The sequence below is a fragment of the Pseudomonas oligotrophica genome, from assembly GCF_021726475.1.
Taxonomy (GTDB): Bacteria; Pseudomonadota; Gammaproteobacteria; order Pseudomonadales; family Pseudomonadaceae; genus Stutzerimonas; species Stutzerimonas oligotrophica.
In genome coordinates, this window is record NZ_JAKJRU010000006.1 from 53,624 (window position 1) to 73,584 (window position 19,961).

At 60.2% G+C, this 19,961-nt stretch carries 17 protein-coding genes and 1 tRNA gene; 1 reads left to right on the top strand and 17 read right to left on the bottom strand.

All coding sequences use genetic code 11. The annotated features are described in order from the left end of the window. Window positions 1–6: 6 nt before the first annotated feature. The 8 genes from L3N39_RS13425 to L3N39_RS13460 all read right to left on the bottom strand — a co-directional run bounded on the left by L3N39_RS13425 (window position 7) and on the right by L3N39_RS13460 (window position 10,869). Window positions 7–2,454 (bottom strand): phospholipase D-like domain-containing protein, encoded by a 2,448-nt coding sequence (locus L3N39_RS13425; RefSeq protein ID WP_237257924.1) that lies wholly within the window; start codon window positions 2,452–2,454, stop codon window positions 7–9. 95 nt (window positions 2,455–2,549) lie between these two features. Next, on the bottom strand, window positions 2,550–4,196 hold the full coding sequence (locus L3N39_RS13430; RefSeq protein WP_237257926.1) for a hypothetical protein: 1,647 nt from the start codon (window positions 4,194–4,196) through the stop codon (window positions 2,550–2,552). A 47-nt stretch (window positions 4,197–4,243) separates the two neighbouring features. Next, complete coding sequence (locus tag L3N39_RS13435) at window positions 4,244–4,924, bottom strand: PIN domain-containing protein (RefSeq protein WP_237257927.1); 681 nt, start codon at window positions 4,922–4,924, stop codon at window positions 4,244–4,246. Continuing rightward, complete coding sequence (locus L3N39_RS13440) at window positions 4,917–5,864, bottom strand: GIY-YIG nuclease family protein (protein ID WP_237257929.1); 948 nt, start codon at window positions 5,862–5,864, stop codon at window positions 4,917–4,919. The genes L3N39_RS13435 and L3N39_RS13440 overlap by 8 nt, the downstream gene beginning before the upstream one ends. Continuing rightward, window positions 5,861–7,210, bottom strand: coding sequence for a restriction endonuclease subunit S (locus L3N39_RS13445; RefSeq protein ID WP_237257930.1), 1,350 nt, complete (start codon window positions 7,208–7,210; stop codon window positions 5,861–5,863). Before L3N39_RS13445 ends, L3N39_RS13440 begins: the two co-directional genes overlap by 4 nt. Next, complete coding sequence (locus L3N39_RS13450) at window positions 7,207–9,126, bottom strand: type I restriction-modification system subunit M (RefSeq protein ID WP_237257931.1); 1,920 nt, start codon at window positions 9,124–9,126, stop codon at window positions 7,207–7,209. The genes L3N39_RS13445 and L3N39_RS13450 overlap by 4 nt, the downstream gene beginning before the upstream one ends. 200 nt (window positions 9,127–9,326) lie before the next feature. Continuing rightward, complete coding sequence (locus tag L3N39_RS13455) at window positions 9,327–10,457, bottom strand: hypothetical protein (RefSeq protein ID WP_192315281.1); 1,131 nt, start codon at window positions 10,455–10,457, stop codon at window positions 9,327–9,329. Between the two features lie 43 nt (window positions 10,458–10,500). Next, window positions 10,501–10,869, bottom strand: a complete 369-nt coding sequence (locus L3N39_RS13460; RefSeq protein WP_237257934.1) for a hypothetical protein — start codon at window positions 10,867–10,869, stop codon at window positions 10,501–10,503. Between the two features lie 421 nt (window positions 10,870–11,290). On the opposite strand from L3N39_RS13460, the gene L3N39_RS13465 reads away from it, so the two are divergent. After that, window positions 11,291–11,569, top strand: a complete 279-nt coding sequence (locus L3N39_RS13465) for a ribbon-helix-helix domain-containing protein (RefSeq protein ID WP_139134158.1) — start codon at window positions 11,291–11,293, stop codon at window positions 11,567–11,569. Window positions 11,570–11,797: 228 nt separating this feature from the next. On the opposite strand, the gene L3N39_RS13470 is transcribed toward L3N39_RS13465, so the two are convergent. From L3N39_RS13470 to L3N39_RS13510, 9 genes are all read right to left on the bottom strand, one after another. After that, window positions 11,798–12,403, bottom strand: a complete 606-nt coding sequence (locus L3N39_RS13470) for a hypothetical protein (protein WP_237257936.1) — start codon at window positions 12,401–12,403, stop codon at window positions 11,798–11,800. A 311-nt stretch (window positions 12,404–12,714) separates the two neighbouring features. Next, the gene (locus tag L3N39_RS13475; protein ID WP_192315274.1) at window positions 12,715–12,930 is read right to left on the bottom strand and encodes a helix-turn-helix transcriptional regulator; all 216 of its coding nucleotides are present in this window, start codon (window positions 12,928–12,930) and stop codon (window positions 12,715–12,717) included. Between the two features lie 92 nt (window positions 12,931–13,022). After that, a complete protein-coding gene (locus L3N39_RS13480; RefSeq protein WP_237257937.1) occupies window positions 13,023–13,772 on the bottom strand; it encodes a hypothetical protein in 750 nt (249 codons plus the stop codon). Beyond that, a complete protein-coding gene (locus tag L3N39_RS13485; RefSeq protein WP_237257938.1) occupies window positions 13,765–14,940 on the bottom strand; it encodes a tyrosine-type recombinase/integrase in 1,176 nt (391 codons plus the stop codon). Before L3N39_RS13485 ends, L3N39_RS13480 begins: the two co-directional genes overlap by 8 nt. Before the next feature lie 166 nt (window positions 14,941–15,106). Continuing rightward, a tRNA-Thr gene (locus tag L3N39_RS13490) sits at window positions 15,107–15,182 on the bottom strand. A 60-nt stretch (window positions 15,183–15,242) separates the two neighbouring features. Then, a complete protein-coding gene (locus L3N39_RS13495; protein WP_237257939.1) occupies window positions 15,243–16,019 on the bottom strand; it encodes a DUF3618 domain-containing protein in 777 nt (258 codons plus the stop codon). Then, on the bottom strand, window positions 16,016–16,450 hold the full coding sequence (locus tag L3N39_RS13500) for a phage holin family protein (protein ID WP_237257941.1): 435 nt from the start codon (window positions 16,448–16,450) through the stop codon (window positions 16,016–16,018). The genes L3N39_RS13495 and L3N39_RS13500 overlap by 4 nt, the downstream gene beginning before the upstream one ends. After that, window positions 16,447–17,217: a hypothetical protein gene (locus tag L3N39_RS13505; RefSeq protein WP_237257942.1), complete on the bottom strand. Its 771-nt coding sequence runs from the start codon at window positions 17,215–17,217 to the stop codon at window positions 16,447–16,449. Before L3N39_RS13505 ends, L3N39_RS13500 begins: the two co-directional genes overlap by 4 nt. 451 nt (window positions 17,218–17,668) lie before the next feature. After that, window positions 17,669–19,756, bottom strand: a complete 2,088-nt coding sequence (locus tag L3N39_RS13510) for a glycoside hydrolase family 5 protein (RefSeq protein WP_237257943.1) — start codon at window positions 19,754–19,756, stop codon at window positions 17,669–17,671. Window positions 19,757–19,961 lie beyond the last annotated feature (205 nt).

Here is a 19,961-nt window from a genome sequence, read left to right on the forward strand (position 1 = left end):
CAAGGCTCAATTCGGGGCGTAACTAGCTGGCTGTGTCGGCATCAGCGCAACTACCCGGTCACGCTTAAACTTCCGTACATCATCGAAATCCCAAAAGCCGACGTTATTCTGATCAAGCTCGACGATGACCCTCGGTTCATCATCCAAGCTCGGAACCCTGCAGTAGCCGCCAAGCTCAAACTCTTCGATGTCCTTCTGTCCCTGCGACCAAGAGGAACCATAAGCCAGATGCAGACCTAGCCATTGCTCGGCCTGAATGGAGGCGCTCGGCGTGGTCTTGAGTGTTCGCTGAATGCTTTCGCGCAGCTCTGCACTGGCACCCTGGTCTGCAGCGATCGACGGCATCAGCCGCAGGAACACCGCATTCGTCTGTAACCTGCGGAGTCTCTCGTCCGCGCCCCACATTAGGCTGACCTTGGCCGTCAGCTCATCGCCCAGGTCCCAAGCCAGCCAGATCAGCAAGGTACGCAGCTGCATCGTCTCATCAGCATTGTCGTCGATCGTCTTGTCGATCACTTCTAGCAGCCGCGACTCCGAACCGAGCAAATACCTGATGCTTTCATCGAGTAGATAGCGACGATCCCGCTCTTCCACGAGATCCTGCCCGGTGGCTCGCCAGCGCTTCTGCTTGTCCAGATGGCGCAGCTCACGAATCAGAGCCAGCACCGCAATCAGCTGGATCGACGCACTGACTTTCCTTGACTCGTCCTGGCTAGCCAGCTTCAGCTGCTCGACCATTTTTCTGCTCAATGCCCTAGCTTTCCTAGCAACGGCCAGAGCAATTTCAGCGTCGGAGAACTGAGGCTTCTCGACTGGCTCGCTCGTCTGTTCGCTGCCATCGTCCTCCTGGCCAACCTGTTCCTCTTCACTCCGGCCAGACCGATCAACCTCGATGCTCTGCACCTCGAGACCATCGCTCAGGCGACGCATAAGCACATCGATCAGGTAGGCCAGATCACCGGATTTCAACACGCGCTGCTTGCGCTTCATCCGAGCCATGTCGCTTACGCTGATCACCAACGATGTCGGTCCATCCTCAGCTGAAAGCGCATGCTTTTTATCTCGGCACTCACGGATCGCCATCTGGATTTCGTGATCGGACTGCTCTGCGAAGATCACCCGCTCAACACTGGCAATTACCTTGGAGATATCTGCATCACTCGAGCCCAGCTCACTGAGTGCCGAACGAATCTGGTACTGCTTAGAGGACCGGGAGCTCGACTCAATGATCGAAGGGTGCAGAATCATCGCCCGGGCGATCGGCCTGCCGTCCTGCTCCAACAGACAGGAGCGAATCTCTGTCGCCTCAACCTTGGCTCTGAACACGACCTCGTCGTCACGCAGGTCCAGTGGTGCAAGCGTCTCCAACTTCTCCTGGTTCGGGCCAAGCACTACGGCTGCAGTTACCGACATCTGTTCGCCCCGATAGCTGATGCGTATCAGGCCACTATCCCCATTTGAAAAGCCCGAAAGCAGTGGCAACGAAGTCGTCTGTTCGATCTCGGTGGCCTCGTTGCGCGCCTGGATCGCAGTGAACGCATCTGGCTCCAGCTCGGGCAACTCAAACAGGCTGAGCATCGAAGTAGCCTCTGCAGCACGCCGGGCGGCACTGCCTGTCTGAAGCACTACGGCCTCAACATTGCCATTCGCTCCATCTATCCATGCAGGACGGCTGGGGTTCGCACTACCACTGACAAACACATCGGCAGCTGGGTCATGCGTCTCAAAATAGAGAACCTTGGCATGGAGATAGCCGGTCCGATCAGTAGCCTCACGCGCATCCACATACCGAACGATTTCACCGTCATAGCTGCCGGGGTGCTGGACCGAGTCGGGATCGATACCCACCACGATATCTGCGGCGGGCCAGCGGGCCTTCAGCTCCTTGAGCAGAGCCAGCTGCCGATCGAAGAACGCCCCTAGCACCGCAATCCTCCTGACAGGGGCTGTAATCCGCTCAGCAAGTTGATCGATCAGCGCCTGCCCTCTCGGACCTTGCGCCAGCACGGCAGGCGAGCCCATGTCTCCAGCCGTGGCAATCAAAGGGCTGATGAAACGACCAATTGCCAGCGCCGACTCCAACAGAGGCTCAGGAGCCTTGCCGCGTTCCAGCTCGATCCACTCACGGAGCATCAGCCAGACAGCCTTGAGAACGGCGGCACCCTCACCATCCTTGGCACCGCCAACTTCGATCCAGTTAGTGATTTCGCGGTTGAAACCGAGCCCCGATAGCGTGAGATTGTGGCTGCCGACCAGAATCGATGCCTTCTTCGCCCCCAGCAACAGACAGACCTTCGGGTGAAACGCGCCGCTCACGCCGATCGGTAGCAGCGTGTAGGCATGACCAGCCAGACGAGGTCGGGTCGCCTGGCTTTCCCATGAAGCTGCACATTGGCGCCGATCCATAAGCACCACGTTATGCCGGCATCCAGCTGCGACCAGTTTGCGCAGCAATACCTCCTCGTAGAAAGGCAGCGTCGCGTTGAAGGTGGTGATCAGCGAAGCCTCATAACCTCCACGCTTGACCCACTTCTAGAAGAGAGACTTCGTCAGACACTGGCGACCTCCATCTGCGTCCGACCAGATGCAGTCAACCTGATCATGTTGCTGTCATCACGCGCCAGCATTCCGAGGTCGCGAAGGATCTGCACCGCCTGCCGGAAACGAGGAGTGGTCGAGGATGGCGGCGGGACTTGGTCGCCCACCACTTCCAGGCCTCGCTCGGACGGTCGCAAATGGAAGGTCGAGCGGTTGGACTGCCGGAGTTTGCGCAGCGCCACTCGAAGATGGGTGTCCAGACACCAAACGACCAAATCGGCCACTACATGCTCGAGAGGCATCGTCTGCCAGTCGGCACAACGGCTGCGAAAGCTTATGAGATTGATCGGATAGTCCCTGAGCGCCTCAAGAGTGATCGCCAGCCCTGAATACGGCTGCTGCCCTGTTTCATCGCGAGCAACCAGCATAGCCAGCAGGCTTAGGCTATGTGAAAGCAGCGGCGCAATGTCCACGCCCGGCTGCCAGCCACCAATCAACTGCCAACCCAGCTGAATCTCATGCGCATCGTTTGTCCAGTCAGTGACCGCAGGGGCGTTCGTCCGGCTGCTGGCAACTAGGTCGCCAAAACTGCCCGCCCCCAGATCACTCAGTACTCCGGCAACCGTTGCCGAGCCGGCAAACCAGTCGGCGAAAGCCTCGACACTGTGAAATACCCGCCGCTGCGCCGCCGATTGCGGTTGCAGTTCCTGCAGGCAGATGGCGAGGATCGTCTGGAAGGCGACCGACATAAGGTCATTGCGCACATAGACGGCCCAGTGCGCCTGAGTGGATTGCAAGGCATCGGGAATTTCCCACGCCTCGCCAGTAGGCAGAGTGGCGCTATAGACACAACCGCGGAACACTTCCTCGGTCAGATCCCATTCGTCCGGCAGAGCTTCCGCCAGTTGCTGTATCAGACCTAGGCTTCGGCGTCGCTGAGCGCCTTCCTCTGAATATCGGTTGCCAGTATCGAAAAAAATATCAATGAGCTGCTGATGCTCGCTCAGGCTGCCGGAAATATTGCAAGCACAAAATGGGCTCAGCTCGTCGAGATCATCGAGCGTCACCGAGTCGTCCTCGACAACCTCCCAGAACCGCTCACCAGGCACCGACGCATCAACGCTTTGCGCAAGCGGTGCGCCATACTGGCTGCTATAGAAGCTCCAGGATCGACCGGAGGACTCCATCAGTTGCAGGTCGGCCAGAGTGCCTGCGTAGTACTGCGAAAGACCACCCAACCGATTCATGAAGTAGCGCTGGGGAGAATCCTCGGTCGTCGCGTAGAGCGATAGCCGTAGCTGTTCACCGGCCTTCAGACTGGCGAGCGAGGGAACCAGCTTGGTGCGACCGACCATAGCGATGCCGTGTCGCTCGTTACTGAGGTCGGTCACCTGTGCGTGCCGTTCGGCAATCAGAGTAAACAGGCAATCAGCACGCCGAAACCTCTCGACGAAGTGGTTGTAATCGTCCTTCGCATAACGCTGGTCATATGACCATACCAACCAGGGATAGAACGAGTAATAGCGCGCCCGATCAGTGACATTGGTAATGCCAGGCAGTAACTGACCATAGATCATTACGCAAGGCGCCTGAGTGCCGAGGTGATCAATACCGCCACTCGCATAGGGTGGCTTCAACCAGCTGGTGGTGAGTTTCATCGACGCCTAATCCCTTACTGCGACAAATCCAAAGGTCTAAATTCAAATTACCTGGCGTATCCGCTGATACAGCCTGGGCACATCCACTCACCGTCGTCGTAGATGCCGCCGCTCATGTCGGTACGCTGGTGGCACCAGGCACACGTGCCCATTAGCGGCTCATAGCCGTAACTTTCTTTTTTCTTCTCGCGATACTTCGCCTGGCGTGAAGGCATCTGTTGTGGATCCGGCGGGCTTGAGAAATGGCCGCAATGGCTGCACCACTGGCCTCCCAGGTGCTCCACGCAACTGGCCTTGCCGCAGCGTCCGCAGGCATCTTCTGGGGATAGAGCTACTGGCTCAGGCAGTTCTTCCGCCGCCAATTCTTCAAGCGCAGCAATGCGCTGGCACGCCAAGCCGTTCTTATTCAGGTAGGCCAGCAGCGGGTCGAAACCCTTGTCCTTGGAAAGGACGATGCATTGCGTTTCCGGCGCAGTCTCAAAGGTACGCCCCAGCTGAAAGGCTATGTGAAAGTCCAGCGCGTTCTTGCCCACGCCTTCAATCTTCTGGAAGTCCACACGCGAGAAACGATGTGCCGCAGAAGGCTTGCGCGAAGCCTTGGGCGTGTTCTGCTTGGCTCCCACAAAAATGATGGCCCGATAGGAGGCGTCGAGCAGCGACAGGTCGATCTTGCCGATGTTCTCGTAGTCCACTAGGATCAGGCGCTGCGTCGACTGAGCCTTACTCATCAGCCGCCTCGCTCACACTCGCAACATCAGCAGCACTTAGCTGACGATCTTGCCACGCTGCATAGGTCTCGCCGCTACCCTCCACCACCCAGGCGGTTCGACCATTGGCAGAACGACCACAAACCACAGCCGCCGCCGCACTAGGGCTGCTGAAGGCGTAGTCATCACTGAAGGTCAAGTGCTCGCCGCCATCGGTGACCAGCACGCCTTCGTCAACCAGTTGCTTGAACAAGCCCTGGTAGCCGCGCTCGGTGCCTACCCATTCCGCGCGAGCCTTGGAGCCTTTAAGCACGAAGAATTCGCCGTCGATTTCCTGACCTTGAGCACTGAGTCGGTAGCGTGGCACCTCCAGGCTGAAGCGCGGGGAGCGGCTGACCGGTGACGCCGTGCTGGCAGCAGCGGGCGCGGAAGGCTTGGTCAGCTCGCGCAGGAAATCGAAGCCCAGCACCGGCAGTACGGTACGGATCTGCTCCAGGAAGAATGCCATATCAGCACGGTCGGACTCGGGCAGGCTGACGTACTCATGCGCTGTACCGTTGACCAGCTCGCAGCGGCCGAGGTTGCCGGCGATGCCGATCAGCAGGCTTTCCAGATATTTCACATGGGCTTTGGTCAGGTTCTGGTCCTTGCTGGTGACCAGACACACGCGCTCCCAGAAGTCCTTGCCGCCGGCATCCTCCGGGCGGTTATGGATCTTCAGGCGCTTGGCCACATCGTCCGACTCGCCGATATACACCTTTGAACGCAGGCTGTTGTCAGGGTCGGGGCCGACCAGAAAGTACACGCCGGTGCGCGCGCATTCGGGGCGCTGTACCAGTTCGGCCAGCTTGGAACGCGGTCCGGTCAGTACATGGCCGGTCCAGTTCATGATCTCGGCGGTGAGCAGGCCATTGGGCGTGCCATCCACCAGAAACAGGCGCAGACTGCGGCCCTGACTCATACCGCCTCCCGTAGGTCGATCTGGCCGGTGACGGCAGCGGTGATCAGGGCAGAGCGGCGCTCTTTTAGGAGTTCGATGCTGCGCTCGGTTTTGCCAACCAAAGCAGCAACTCTCCGCTCCTCATGCTCAATGTGCTTCATGATTTCACGCTGCTCGGTGAGTGGCGGCAGCGGGAGCAACACATCTTTGACATTGCCGCAGTTCAGATGCGGGTGCATGGCACCGGTCTGGATGGATAGCAGCGTGTGATAGCCGTAGCTGGAATTGAAAACCCACGACATCCACTCCCCCGCGATGATGCTTCGCTCAGGCGCAACGATAATGAGAGCGTGGCAATTGCAGCCAGCAAACTCATCGGTTACGACAGTAACCTGGCCAATATCACCAGTCTGAACAATCAGCACATCCCCGGTCTCAAGGATGGACTTCCGGTGCTGATTGCTCCACTCATCCGTCACAAAGTAAGGGACATCAAACTTGATTTGATTGCCCTTGATATGAAGCGACTGAAGGTAACGCACTCCCTCCTCAACCAGGATATCTCTGGTTGGCCCAACATAGCCGTTTGTGATTTTGGTGCTCACGGAGGAAACGGAACGAACCTCCCAGTGCTCCGGCACTTCTCCTAACCACTCCACGCCGGAGTCTTTCATCTTCACGCTGGGGTCGAGGCCCTTGGTGACGGCATGGGTGATCAGCGCCTGGCGCTTTTCGCGCAGCAGTTCGATAAAGCGGGTTTTCTTTTCAATCAGCGCGTCGATGCGGGCGGTTTCGCGGTCGAGGTGGGCACTAATAGCCTGACGCTCACTTTCCGGCGGCACTGCCACTCGCTCAGAAAAGTACTGGTCAGAATCGATATTCTGAATTCCTGTGGTCTGCTTGATGGAGCGAACATTCACACCGACCGAATACAAATGCGCGTTGGTATAGCAGAGCCAACGCGGAAAGACCCCTTTTTTGGGCTTAACCACGGCGACGAAGTTGGAGCAAATGACCGGTTCCACCCCCTGGTACTGAACGACAACTCCAACCGTGGTTTGCTCACCGCCACCTGACTTCTCGATAAGGAGGTCACCGGGATTAACCTGACGGGATAGACGCTGAGCCTCAGGCACTTTACGCAGCGTGGGAAGCTCCCCTTTAACAGTGAAATTGTTGCGATCAAAGTCAGCGACACGCGCGCAGGGAATATCATCAACTCCGCCGTCAGGATCATCACCCCAAATGCCGTTCTGAGCGGAGTCAATCAGGGACCGAATACGCTGGGTATCCCAATGCTCCGGCACCCGCTCCAACCACTCCACCCCGGAGTCCTTATAGGCCGGATAGGGCTTGTAATTGCTCATGCCGTGACCTCACCCAGCAGCGCGGCGATCTCGGCCTCCACGGCCTTGAGGTCGGCATCGATCTCGGCCAGCGGGCGCGGCGGCTGGTAGATGTAGAAGTAGCGATTGAAGTTGATCTCGTAGCCGACGATGCCGACCTGGCCGTCCTTCGCGTCGGTCCTGCCAGCGTCGATCCAGGCATCCGGCACATGGGGTAACACTTCGCGGGCGAAGTAGTCGTCGATGTTCTGGTTGAGCGGCACATTCTCGAACTCGCGCAAGTCGGAGTCGGCCTGCGGGTTGCCCTTGTCGTCCAGCACCGACTGGGCGCTGGCGTCACGCTCGCCGAAGCAGGCCAGTGCGGCCTTCAGCGCGCCCTTGCCGAGCTTCTTGATGCCGGCGGCCTTGAGGAAAGCCGGCAGGTTGTCGAACTCGTCCTGCACACCGGCAAAGGCCTCGACCTGATCGGCGCCCTTGGTGTTCTGGTAGGCGGCGAGCTTGTCCGAGGTGACCGAGAAGCGCAGACGCAGCGGGCGCTCGACGGTGATGCGGCGGTAGCCGAAGTCGGTGGTGGCGAAGATCTTGGAGTTCGGGCCTTCCTCGAACGCCTCATGCAGCTTGGCGATCTCTGCTATCTGTGCGTCCGACAGGTATTTGCGCTTGCTGCCCAGACTCTTGCGCATCGGCGCGTGCATGCCGGATGCGTCGATCAGCTGCACCTTGCCTTTGCGCAGCGCGTCCTTGTGGTTGGACAGCACCCAGATGTAGGTGCCGATGCCGGTGTTGTAGAAAAGGTCGGTGGGCAGCGCGATGATCGCCTCCAGCCAGTCGTTTTCCAGAATCCAGCGGCGGATCTCCGACTCGCCGGAGCCGGCGCCGCCATTGAACAGCGGCGAGCCGGACAGCACGATGCCGATGCGGCTGCCGCCCAGCTCAACGGGTTTGCGCTTGGACAGCAGGTGCATAAGGAACAGCAGCGAGCCATCGCCCACCCGCGGCAGACCGGGGCCGAAGCGGCCTGCGTAGCCCTGCTGGCTGTGCTCGTCCTGTACCTGCTTCTGCACCTTCTCCCACTTCACACCGAACGGCGGGTTGGCCAGGCAGTAGTCGAATTGCTCATGAGGCAGCTGGTCGTTGGACAGGGTGTTACCGAGCTTGATGTTGCGGGTCTCGAAGCCCTGGATCAGCTTGTCCGCCACGGAGATGGCGTAGGTCTCCGGGTTGAGTTCCTGGGCGTAGGGCACCAGGCGAGCATTGGGGTTCCACTCGGCCACCTGCTCAATGGCCGAGGACAAGAAGCCGCCGGTGCCGGCGGCGCAGTCGTACACGGTACGCACCACGCCTTCGCCGTTGAGCGCCTGATGATCCGGGGCGAACACCAGGGTGGTGGCCAGGCGCACCACGTCACGCGGGGTGAAGAACTCCCCTGCGGTGTCGTTGGCGGATTCGGCGAACTTGCGGATCAGGTGCTCGAACACCAGGCCCATCTCGTGATTGCTGATGGTTTCCGGATGCAGGTCAATGCTGGCGAACTTCTGCGTCACCAAGTACAGCAGGTTGGCCTTGTCGAGCTGCACCAGCCAGTCGGAGAAGGCGAAGTGCTCGAACACCTGGCGGGCGTTGGCGGAGAACTTGGCGATGTAGTCCTCCAGGTTGGCGCGGGTACTGGTGGAGCCCACGCTCGCCAACGAGAACTGCGAGACATTGTAGAAGGTGGCACCTGCGGTGGTTGGCAGGATCAGGTCCATGTCCACGCCACTGGCCTTCATGCTCTCGTACTGGCTGCGCACCTTGTCGCGGGTCGGCTCCAGCACGCACTCCAGCCGGCGCAGCAAGGTGAAGGGCAGAATGATGCGGCCGTAGATGGACTGTTTGAAGTCGCCGCGCAGCACGTCGGCCACGTTCCAGATGAAGTCGGCGAGGTTTTGCTGGTTCACGCTGTATTCCTTCCACTGTGCGGGGAAGGCGGCGCCGCGACACTTCCCTGCGAGCTATGTGTGATCGATGCCGCACCTTAACCGGTTGGATAGCTTCGGGCCAGTAGCCGGGACCGGCTAAGGTGCTGATTTTCCGAGCCAGTGAGCCCGGGAAGAGCCCCACTGTGTGGGGCTTTCATCGCATAGCGCGTCTGGAGAGATCAGAAAAGCGAGCGCACCCAAGTCTGGATGGGGTAGAGGATGATGCCGACCATCAGGCCTATGTACATCAGGTAGCCGAGGGTTACCTGCGGAGCACGCAGCTCGGCGAGCTTCTCGAAGTCGCTGCCCAGGTACATGGCAGCCTGGGTAGAGTTGAACGGCAGAGCCTCAAGCTGTGCCTTGGCGTTGCGTGCAGCAATAAAGCGCAGGGAGACGTACCAGAAAGCTGCTGCCGGGATCACCGTCCAGGCCATGCCAAACAGGATTCCCACCGCAATCACGACAGGGATCATCAACAGAACCTGCGGTCCCGGATTGACCATGCTCGCCATGAACTCGCTCACGAAGGCCGAGAAGCCACTGGTGATGAAGCTCACCACCGCCCCCACATCCCACTCGGCGCCCATCGCCAGCCACAGGTAGGAAAGACCCGCCATTGCCGCCGCCCAGTTGATGACCTGGGCACAGCCATAACCACCAAAGGCACCGCCATTGATCGGCGCTATCGCCGCGAAGTGAGTGCCACGCCCCAGGAGGGCCCGAGGCAGGAAGCAGATCACCAGCAGCAACCCGGCCATCAACAGCATCAGCCCCTCATATCCAGGCAGCGGCACCCACTCTCCGATGGAAAAGGAGTCCTGCTTGACGAAGGTGCGCCCCCGCATCACGTCCCGCGCCATGTCCACGAACGGAATGGCCAGCGCGGCAGCAATGAAGCCGGACTTCGGCACCGACCAGATTTCGGCAAACCAGTTACCGGTCAGGCTGCGGCGGTAGTAGTAGCGATAGGTACGCTTGGGCTGGTACTGGGTACCGGAATTCTTCACTGCCACCCCAAACCAGCCGCGGGCGATAGCCACATAGGAGAGCAGGCGCCCCGTGTTGTTCATCACCACCGAGTGGGTTGCCGAGCTATCCACCCAAGGCAAACGGACGGACTGCCCGGCAGGGCGATTGGCGCATTCCTCGACGAACGCATCCGCCAGCTCATTGCAAGGCCTGTAGCCACGCGGGTAGAAGAAATCGAAGGCTGCTCTCACGGAACTGACGATGAGGCTCCACATCACGTACAGCGGCAGTGAAACGCCATACGACCAAACCGCCCCAAGGAAAGATCTGACTGCCGACATAGCCGCAACTCCTTTGCCATCAATGGATTTGAACGATCGATTCCTACATATCGACTGTGCTGCCGCTCAGGCTCTTGGCGAGCTCATCGATCAGCATTTCCCGCACAGCCAGCTTGCAGTGTCGCTGCCAATTGGCGCGAGCCAGGTAGCCGGCATCAGCACTCAGCGGGTGCAGCCGCCGCCACTGCCGTTCAAGCCGAGCAGCCTCAATCTGGAGATAGCCCTGCTTCCGCTCGATATATGTCCGCAACCCCTGACCTTTTGCCAGTTGACCCATGAGGCGCGGATTAACCTCTTGAAGAATCTCGTGGACTGTCCGCCCCCAGTACGAAAGGCCTTGGAGCTCGGGCAGCAGGGTGGCTTCCATCGGCATGGACAGGTAGATGTCGTGAAACTGCGAATTCAGGGCCACCGTCCGCTCCACTTAGCCAACGCGCCTACAACTGAGACAGCTCTATCGGAAACCGGCCGGCGACCAGTCCCGGAAAGACAATTGAGTCTGCTACGCGCCCATCGCTCAGTACCTCGATGAGCATTGAGGCCCGACCTCTGTAGCTGCACCCACGGAACATGATCGACTCACCTTCATCCAGGATCGGCAACTCGTTAGACACGACGAGCCCTGCATCAAGCGTGAACTCAGCAACAACCATGATGCGCCTCCTGGCCGGCAGATTCCGGCGAGCAGACATGGGGCGACCTGCTGTAGAGGAATCATAGGTGATCTGCTTAACTTAAGCAACTTACGTAAGTGCGTCGTTTTCAACATGCTACCCGCTTGGCCTGAAACCAGTCTGTTGCGGTGCGATCAACCGAGCGAAGGCCTTCACAGGTTGAAAAGCGCACCTCACTTACGTAAGTTGCTGCTCTTAAATAACAATCAGGGCAACACGATGGTCAAACCGAATACCCCAACACAGAGCGCAGCAGTCTTTAAGCGCGTCACCTTCTCGCTGACAGACCAAATCAGTGAGGAAATTGATCGCCTCAGTCTGATTCCGCGTGGATTCCGGGCCTCTCGTTCGGATGTTGTCCGTGCCGGTGTAGCAGCCCTGGCAGACATGACTGAAGAGCAGGTCGTGGCTTTGCTGGACAAGGTTCGACGCGAATAAACGCGTGCTTCGAGGCCTTTCATGGCGTCTTGGGCAAGTGAGCCGAAGGAGGAGGATATTATCCACAGGCTCTGTGCGTAGAAGTAAGGTAGATAAAAGGTAGTAGCCAGTTTTTCTCTTTTTTTATTAATAAAATCAAATTGTTATAAGCGCTCTCTGCGATGCTATGCCACTGCTGCGCGACGCTATGCCACCCTGGAGCGACGCTATGCCATCAGAAGCGCGGCGCTATGCCGCTGCGTCAAAACGCTCGGGAGGCAGCCATAGAACCAACTGTGGCTTGCCCCGGCTGCTGTCCTGAATGCAGCCCCTTACGATGATCTCCAGACGCTCCAGCTCGCATACAGCTCGACCAAGGCTGTCACGGAAGTCTCTTAGGCGCCCGCCATATGCCATTTGGGCCCTGAGTCCCTCAAGTGCGTAACGTTGCACTCGGTCAGAGGACGTGGCGATCAGTCGCTGCAGCGTTTTGGCCATGTCCAGCCCGCGGCGGATCTGTAAACGCTTTCCCCAGTCAATCAGGCTGTACTCCCGATTTCCGAACATCAGAATCCAATGCGGGTCGAGCGTGTAGCAGTAGGTCTCGTTGTCATAGCTGAGGCTCTTAAGAATGTTGAATGACTCCATCATCCCAACCGTGTATCGGGTAGACCCATCTGGTTTGAGCGCCTCGAGGAACAACGTGGCCTGGCGTAAACGCTTCATGCTTCGATAAAGCCACTCGTATTGCGAGCTGCCGATGACTCCACGTTTGATCTTCCTGAGCAGTTGTTTGCGATTCAGCAGAACGGGGTCGCCAAGCGGGAACGGCTGGGCGAACGCGATCAACGCCATGATTAAGTCTCCATCCGCCTCATCCAGCTGCTCTCCCCTGTACTCCAGGACGCAATCTCGGCGTGTCACCATCCTGGTCTTCGAGTGTTCTTTCCGCTTATTGCGAGCGATCGGGGCAATCAGGCTCGACCGATTGAGGTGGTTTGGAAAGGCCCCGATGGCAAAACCGGGCAAGAACATGTGGCGGGAAGCAGCTTCTCCTTTCCCGTCATGAGAGCTCTCTTGGCGTGAGCGGGGCGCTACCTGCGCGGATTTGGCAGCGTTCCCAGGCCCGCGACGAATCTTTGCAATGCGCTCCTCATGACGACTCATCAAGGCCTTTGTCCAGCTGACGCAAGAACCTTGTCTGCGATCCAAGCATGGACATGCTCAGCAGGCCAGGCGACCGAATTCGGGCCAAGCCGTACCGGGGGCGGGAACTCGCCACTACGGATGAGTCGGTAGATCTGTGACTTGCTCAAACCAACCTGTGTGCAAACACCGGGGAGGCGTATCAGTGCGGGAGTTAAGGGGGATGCCAGTGCCATTCGAGGTCTCCATGAGTCCTGTTGAGATGGCTCTGGATTGAATGGCACGCGCCGGCAGAAAAAACCGAATTCGGGAAAACAGATGCGATGCTCTATGTCTCACCCTGTTTCGTCGGAAGGTACTTCGCCACCGTATCGGTGTCGGGGAAGTCGCTGATACCCAGTCGATCGGCAATGTATGTAAGGCCTTGAGCGGCTGAGAAAGGCCCCTGGTTCTGGACTCCTTTTGAGCAAAGTGTCGAGTTCAAGATCGTGCGCCGCGCACTCTCTTGGTTGGCGCTCGCAGTAAGCATCGCCATGAGAGCCCCAGTGAGTCGCTGCACAGTGAGTAGCTCTCGTGTGTTCAGGTGCGCTCTTGCTACTGGCTGGGCGTTTTCACCTTGCTTGCTGCCTGATACATCCGAGTGAATGAAGCGAGGTATCTGATCCCAGCCCCAATATTCCTCGATTAGCCTGGTCAACACCGATGGTGAAAAGTAGACAGCTGCATCAGAGGCACGGCACTCCTCGTCCAGATCGTCTTCGATCAAGATAAACGGCTCGCGTTTGCTCTTACTAAGAGCCTGAAGCTCAAAGTACCTGACGATCCGGGCGGTCTGAAATCCCCGGGAGCTGCGTCGAGCGGTTGGGTCGAGCACCTCTGCAGCCCAGCATGTGTTAGCGCTCAGTTGCGGATATTTGGTCTCAAGCCTCCGAAAGATATCTGCTGTCGCAAAGGCTGCCTCCTCATCGCTGCAGCCCAACTCCTGCCTGTAGTAGCCAATGAAATCGCACAGCCGAAGCGGATCACAACGCGTGACAAGTGGCCGGCGCTTAATGGGGGCGGCTTGAGGGCTAGTCATGCAGCTCATCCAGATGGTTGGCATACCATTGCAGCATCTCTCGTCGCCCCTCCAGATATTGAGCATGGTTGTAGGTGCCGCGAATACTGTTCTTGTCCACATGCGCTAACTGGGTTTCGACCCACTCGCTGGGGTACCCCTGTTCGTGCAGGGTGGTTGACATCGTATGGCGAAATCCATGACCAGTAGCGCGCCCGTTGTAGCCGGAACGCTTCAACAGTTGGTTGATGGCAGCCTCGCTCATAGGTTTTGCTGGGTCGTTACGGCCCGGGAATGCCAGCGTGTAGCCGCCAGTGATGCCTTGCAGTTCACGCAACGCGGCGACCGCCTGCCTGGAGAGCGGGACAAGGTGAGCACGGCGCATCTTCATACGCGCAGCGGGGATCAGCCAGAGTTCCCTATCGAGGTCAAACTCAGCCCATGGTGCCCCTCTCAGCTCGGCCGTTCGTACCCCTGTCAGAATTAGCAGACGGGTAGCGATCTTTACGACGTCATGCCCCGGACACGCCTGAATGCTGCGTATCAACTCCGGAACTTCAGCAATGGGCAAGAAGGGGTAGTGTCGGGACGTAGGGGTCTGCAGCGCCCCTCCCACGTCCGCGATTGGGTTGTACTCAGCGCGTCCCGTGGCAATCGCGAAACGGTAAACCTCTTGGCAACGTTGCCGAACCTTGCGCAGCTTCTCCAGGGCTCCGCGCGCCTCGATGCGACGGAAAACCTGTAGCCAGTGCATAGGCTTGATTTCGGTTAGCGGCAAGTTCCCCACCTGGGGAAATATGTCCAGCTCGAAAGCCTCCATAACGTCACCGGCATAACCTGCCGACCAGCGCGACGACTTATGCTGATGCCACTCCAATGCAAGGCTCTTGAATGTATTGGCGCGAGATATTGCCGCCTGGGCGCGCGCAACCTTCCGCTCAAGCCCAGGATGCCGCCCCTGCGCGACAAGCTGGCGAGCGTCGGACGCGAGCTGCCTCGCTTGTGCCAGCGTTACCTTGTCGATGGTGCCAAGGGAAATGTGCGACTGCTTGCCATCCAGGCGAAATCGGAAGCGCCAGGATTTGCCACCTGCAGCACGAATCCAGAGGAACAGACCGCCGCCATCGGCAAGCCCATAGTCTCTTTCCCGTGGCGCAGCATTCTTTACCTGCAAGGCCGTCAAAGGCATGCCGAGTACCTATAGATTATTGAACAATCCAAAGGTACTCGCAGAGGTACTCAGAAGACAAGCGCTTGGATGAGACTGGATGGCACCGCATGAAACAAGAAGCCCGCACTAGGCGGGCTTCTTGAGGGGTTCATGGCACTGCTTGGCACTGCATGAAACTGTTTAATGGTGCCGGAGACAGGAGTCGAACCTGCGACCTTCGCATTACGAATGCGCTGCTCTACCGACTGAGCTACACCGGCGCCGGGCGCGGATTATCCGGGGTTATGCGGCCGGACTCAAGCCCGGCCGCATATTTTCCCTCAGTGCGGCCCGGAGGCCGTCGGGCGGGTCTGGGCCTGCGTCTGGGACGGCTGGCTCATCTCCTCCTGCACGCGGTGGGCCATCTCTTCACCCTTGGCGCTGACCTGGCGATAGCCCTCCTCGGCCTTGCGCTTCAGGCGCCCGGTGAGCTCGTCGCTCTGCTGGCCCAGCAGCTCGTCCTCACGACGGGTCGGTGGTACGGCCGCGGCCAGCAGCGCACCGAGCGCGATGCCCATGGCGCCGAGCGCCAGGGGCTGCTCGTTGAGCAGGTGGCTGAAGCCGCTGCGCGTCCGGTCGGCGGTATGCCGCAGACGCTCGCCAGCATGCCGGCCACTCTCGCTGACCCGAGCCCGGGCGTTGCCGAGCGAGGCGGACATGTCCTGGCGGACCTGCCCGGCCTTGTCGCGAACGTCCGCGCCGCGGCTCTTCAAGCCAGCGGCCTTGGCCGACAGCTTGTCGCCCATGCTCGGGCCGCTCGACACGCCAACCCCATAGTCGGGCCGGCGGTTCTGCCCGGCCATCAGCCAGACCAGACCGATGGAGGTCAGCACCGTGGGCACCGGGTTGGCCTTGAGCGTGTCGCCGAGGTTATGCAGGAATTCCCCGCCATTGCCCTTGGCGTAGCCCAGCGCGGTGTCGATCAACTGGCCCGGCGAGAACTTGCTCTCCAGCTCCTCGACGATGTTGCCGATCTCCGCGCGCTGCTGGTCGATCTCGCGCTCGAGGGTTTCCGGGTCTTTCTGGGCCTGGGCGTCAATCTCGTGGTGCGTGCTCATGATGTGTGCCCCCTTACGGCTTCTTTATCCTTGTTCAGCGAATGGATGGTGCGATCGGGCTTGAACGAGGAGGCCTCGAACTTCTTCTTGCCGGCCGCGACCATCACCATGCCGATGATCACCACGATGCCGCCGACGATCAGCGCCGCCAGCCACGCCGGCATCATGGTCGCCAGGCCGTAGACCCCGGCGAACAGGAGGACGATGAAGCCGGCCAGCAATACCGCGCCGCCGGTAGCCACGCTAGCCACGCCGGCCTTGGTGGCCCGCAGCGATTCGCCGAGCTCGGCCTTGGCCAGCGCCAGCTCCTTGGTGAACAGCGCCGGCACTTCGCGGGTCAGCTGGCGCAACAGGCCGCCGACGGAATGGTCCTGCTCGGGATGCAGTGTCTGCGTCTGGTAGGTCGTGTCGAACTTGCGTTGTTCGCTCATGGAACGAGCCCTCCGTTGGTGCCTTTGCCGTTGGTGCCCAGGCCATTGCTGCGCGGCGTGGGGCTCGAGGTCGCGGTGCTGGTGTTGCTCAGGCTGCCGACGCTGGCGCGCGGCTCGCCGCTGGCGATGTGCTCGTTGATCTCGCTCTGGCTGGGCAGGTGGCTGCTGTCGCCATACGAGCCGGTGTAGCGTTCGTCATGCTGGCCGGGCCGATGGTAGTCCTCGGCCGGGCGATGGCTGGACGCCCGGGCGAAGCGGGTCAGGCCGAAGCCCAGGGCCACGCTGCCGGCGATGAACAGCGCCGGGTTGTTGCGCGCCATGCGATTGAGGTCGCCGACCAGCTCGTCCACGCTGCGGCCGCGCAGGTCGTCGGCAAAGCGGGTGATGCCCTGGGCCATGTCCGCGACATAGCGCGAGAGGTCGGCGCGGTCCTGGTTCTCCAGTTCCGCCGCCGCGGCCTTGGCACTCTGCGCGACCTTCTCCAACTCGTCGGCAGCGGTGCCGCGATAACTGTCCAGATGCGCCTTGCCCTGGTTCTGTACCTGCTCGGCGGCCTGGCGGGCCTTGGCCTTGAGGTCCTCGCTGGGCGGCGTGTCGCTGCCGACGCGGCCGCCCTGGGCCGAGCCCGTCTGCGCCTGGTAGGCCGGGCTCGATGGAGTCGCATTGTGGGGCGTGCCGCTGCCGATCGTGCGATCGGCCTGTGGGGTCGTGGAACCGGTCTTGGCTATGCCGCCGTAACCTGTGATTTCTTCATCGGGTGTCGTCATTTGATCCACCTTTATCGGGTTCTGGCCGGATGACCACGGTCCGTTGAATACACGGCCTTGCGACGTTGCCGCAGGGCGTGCAATTGCAGTGCGCACATAAAAGGGGACCGGGTGGTCTATTTCGAGTTCCGTTGTTTCGGCGAACGGTACAAGCGCTGCCAAAACAATGCGACGAGAGGTTGTAGAGTTCGCCAGCCCTTCTGTGACGGGGCCTTCAGCCAAGCACACCGGAACTTCACGAATCTACCAAAACAATTTTTCCGAGCGCTTCGTTAAAGCGAAACGGCAAAGCGAAGCGCCATCGGCCATATAGACGGGCGTGGCCGAACAACTTGGCAAAGTGCCGGCATAGTTGGTCGTCAAATAAAAACAGACAAAAAGAAACGGGCCACCAGGGCCCGTTTCTTTTTTGTTGCCGAAGTTGTGGCAGGCCGCGTGGCCTGCCCGGACCTTACATCAGCGGTCCGATGGTGGTGCAGCTGCTGGCGGCGGCGGCATGCTTCTTCAGGATCGCCAGCTGCGGGCGGTACTTGTTGCTCGAGACGTCCAGCGAGAGGGCGTATTCACCCCACCACGGACCGGCTGCCCAGTAGGTGGACGGCACGCAGTTCTGCCGCAGGTAGGCCAGCAGGTTGTCCATCGCCACCTGCGCCGAGCTCGAGTAGTCCGGGATGCCGTGCTCGCCGATGTAGCCGCGCAGCTTGTTGGCCTTGAGCCACTCGACGAAGGGCTTGACGCGCTCGATACCGATGTTCGGGGCGAAGGTCTCGGTCTTGTCGAAGTAGTTACCCGAGAAATCCTTGTCGATGTACATGTGCGCTTCGTACACCAGGTTGTTGCTCGGATCACGCATCCACGGGTCGGCGATCAGCTTGGAGTTGTAGTACGGCCAGTGCCAGGCGCTCGACCAACGGTCGCCGGCGACGAAGATCCAGCGGCTGGCATCCACCTGGCGCACGGCCTTGGCGGCGGCCAGGGCTGCCTGCGGCCACAGGCCGTTGGTGGAGTAAGGCTCGTTCATCAGGCCGTAGCCGTAGACCGCCGGGTGGTTGAGGACCTTCTGCGCCAGGCGCTGCCAGACGTTGGCGAAGGAGCTGATCGGGACTTCAGCCGAGCCGATCAGCTTGCCGAAGTAGCGGTAGTAGTTGTGCAGGTCGAGGATGACCTTCACGCCGTGCTTCTGCGCATAGTCCAGCGACTGGATCAGGCGGGCCAGCTCGGCCGAGTTCAGCTCGGTGTTCAGGCGCGGCTGGATGCGCTCCCAGAGGAACGGCAGGCGCACCAGGTTCATGCCGTTGTCGGCGTACTTCTTGTAGTACGACTCGGCCGGATAGATGTAGTTGGTGCCGTGCACGCCGGGCACTACCGACGGGCCGAAGCCGGCGCCGGAGAGGTTCACGCCGACCAGCTTGATCGGGGTGCCGGTGCTGGTGCTCGGGCTGCTGGTGACCGGCTGGGTGAGCGCGGTTTCGGTGCTGGTCGTACCACCGGAGGTGGTACCCGACGAGGTGCTGCTGACCACGCTGATGGTCTTCGGATAGCCCACCACCGCGCCGTCGACCACTGCGCCGTCGACGAACACGCTCATGTTGCTGCCGACCACCTGGACGCTGGTGATCTTGCGGCTCTGGCCGTCGGCCAGCTTGACCGTGGCACCAACCTTGAAGGCTGCCTTGTTGGCCTCGCTGGCCACCAGGGAGAAGCCCGGCTTCAGGCGGAACACGCCGTTCAGCCAGTCGGTGTTGGTGAAGGCGTTGATCGCCGAGCTCACCGTGCTGGTGGTGCTGGTCGCCGGTGCGGTCGTCGTGGTGGAGCTGCTGGTGGTGGTGCCGAGCACGGCCAGCGTCTTCGGCGCGCCGACCAGGTTGCCGTTGACCACGGCGCCGTCGACAAACACGCTCATGTTGCTGCCGACGACCTGCACGACGGTGATCTTGCGCACCTGGCCGTCAGCCAGCTTGACCGAGACACCGACCTTGAACGCGGCCTTGTTGGCCTCGCTGGCGGCGATGGAGAAGCCCGGCTTCAGGCGGAACACGCCGTTCAGCCAATCGGTGTTGGTGAAGGCATTGATCGCCGAGGTGTGCACCACGCCGATGGTGGTGGTGCTGCTGGTAGTCGTGCTGCTGGTGGTCGTCGTGGTGCTGGTGCTGCCGGTGCTCACGCTGTTGGGCGCGCCGACCTTGCCGCCGTCGAGCAGGGCGCCGTCGAAGAACACACTGAGGTTGGCGCCGACTTCATACACCTTGGTGACCTTGCGGACCTGGCCATCGGCCAGGCGCACGGCCGAACCGACGCCGAAGGCTGCCTTGTTCGCCGTGCTGTTGGGGATCGACACCGCCGGCGCACGGCGGAACACGCCGTTGAGCCAGTCGGTATTGGTGAAGGCGTTGATCTTGGCGGTCGCCACAGTCTGCGAAGCAGTCAGGGTGCTGTCGGCCGCCTGGACCGGAGTGATGGCGCCGAAGGAGCCGAGGACCGCGATGGTGATGGAAGCAGCCAGGGCCTTGCGAGCACCAGCGAAGACATTAATGGACATGTGTCTCTCCGAACTTAGTACGGCTAAAGGCGGCTTCGGCTGCCTTTAAAAAAGTTGGCGGGAGCTCATTGAGTCGTGAGGGAGGTGTCTCGTGGAGAACTGCTCAATGCACAACTGAACGAACCGCGGCAGCGAGGACTGCTGCTGTTCGGTCGAACAACCCGGGCAATCTCGTTGCGTGGCGGCTTTATAAATAGTTTTCCAT

What these genes read in the sequence shown, in the direction of transcription:
- L3N39_RS13430 (WP_237257926.1), bottom strand. Translation starts at nt 4,196, where the DNA reads ATGAAACTCACCACCAGCTGGTTGAAGCCACCCTATGCGAGTGGCGGT.
- L3N39_RS13435 (WP_237257927.1), bottom strand. Translation starts at nt 4,924, where the DNA reads ATGAGTAAGGCTCAGTCGACGCAGCGCCTGATCCTAGTGGACTACGAG.
- L3N39_RS13440 (WP_237257929.1), bottom strand. Translation starts at nt 5,864, where the DNA reads ATGAGTCAGGGCCGCAGTCTGCGCCTGTTTCTGGTGGATGGCACGCCC.
- L3N39_RS13445 (WP_237257930.1), bottom strand. Translation starts at nt 7,210, where the DNA reads ATGAGCAATTACAAGCCCTATCCGGCCTATAAGGACTCCGGGGTGGAG.
- L3N39_RS13455 (WP_192315281.1), bottom strand. Translation starts at nt 10,457, where the DNA reads ATGTCGGCAGTCAGATCTTTCCTTGGGGCGGTTTGGTCGTATGGCGTT.
- L3N39_RS13470 (WP_237257936.1), bottom strand. Translation starts at nt 12,403, where the DNA reads ATGGCGTTGATCGCGTTCGCCCAGCCGTTCCCGCTTGGCGACCCCGTT.
- L3N39_RS13475 (WP_192315274.1), bottom strand. Translation starts at nt 12,930, where the DNA reads ATGGCACTGGCATCCCCCTTAACTCCCGCACTGATACGCCTCCCCGGT.
- L3N39_RS13480 (WP_237257937.1), bottom strand. Translation starts at nt 13,772, where the DNA reads ATGACTAGCCCTCAAGCCGCCCCCATTAAGCGCCGGCCACTTGTCACG.
- L3N39_RS13485 (WP_237257938.1), bottom strand. Translation starts at nt 14,940, where the DNA reads ATGCCTTTGACGGCCTTGCAGGTAAAGAATGCTGCGCCACGGGAAAGA.
- L3N39_RS13495 (WP_237257939.1), bottom strand. Translation starts at nt 16,019, where the DNA reads ATGAGCACGCACCACGAGATTGACGCCCAGGCCCAGAAAGACCCGGAA.
- L3N39_RS13500 (WP_237257941.1), bottom strand. Translation starts at nt 16,450, where the DNA reads ATGAGCGAACAACGCAAGTTCGACACGACCTACCAGACGCAGACACTG.
- L3N39_RS13505 (WP_237257942.1), bottom strand. Translation starts at nt 17,217, where the DNA reads ATGACGACACCCGATGAAGAAATCACAGGTTACGGCGGCATAGCCAAG.
- L3N39_RS13510 (WP_237257943.1), bottom strand. Translation starts at nt 19,756, where the DNA reads ATGTCCATTAATGTCTTCGCTGGTGCTCGCAAGGCCCTGGCTGCTTCC.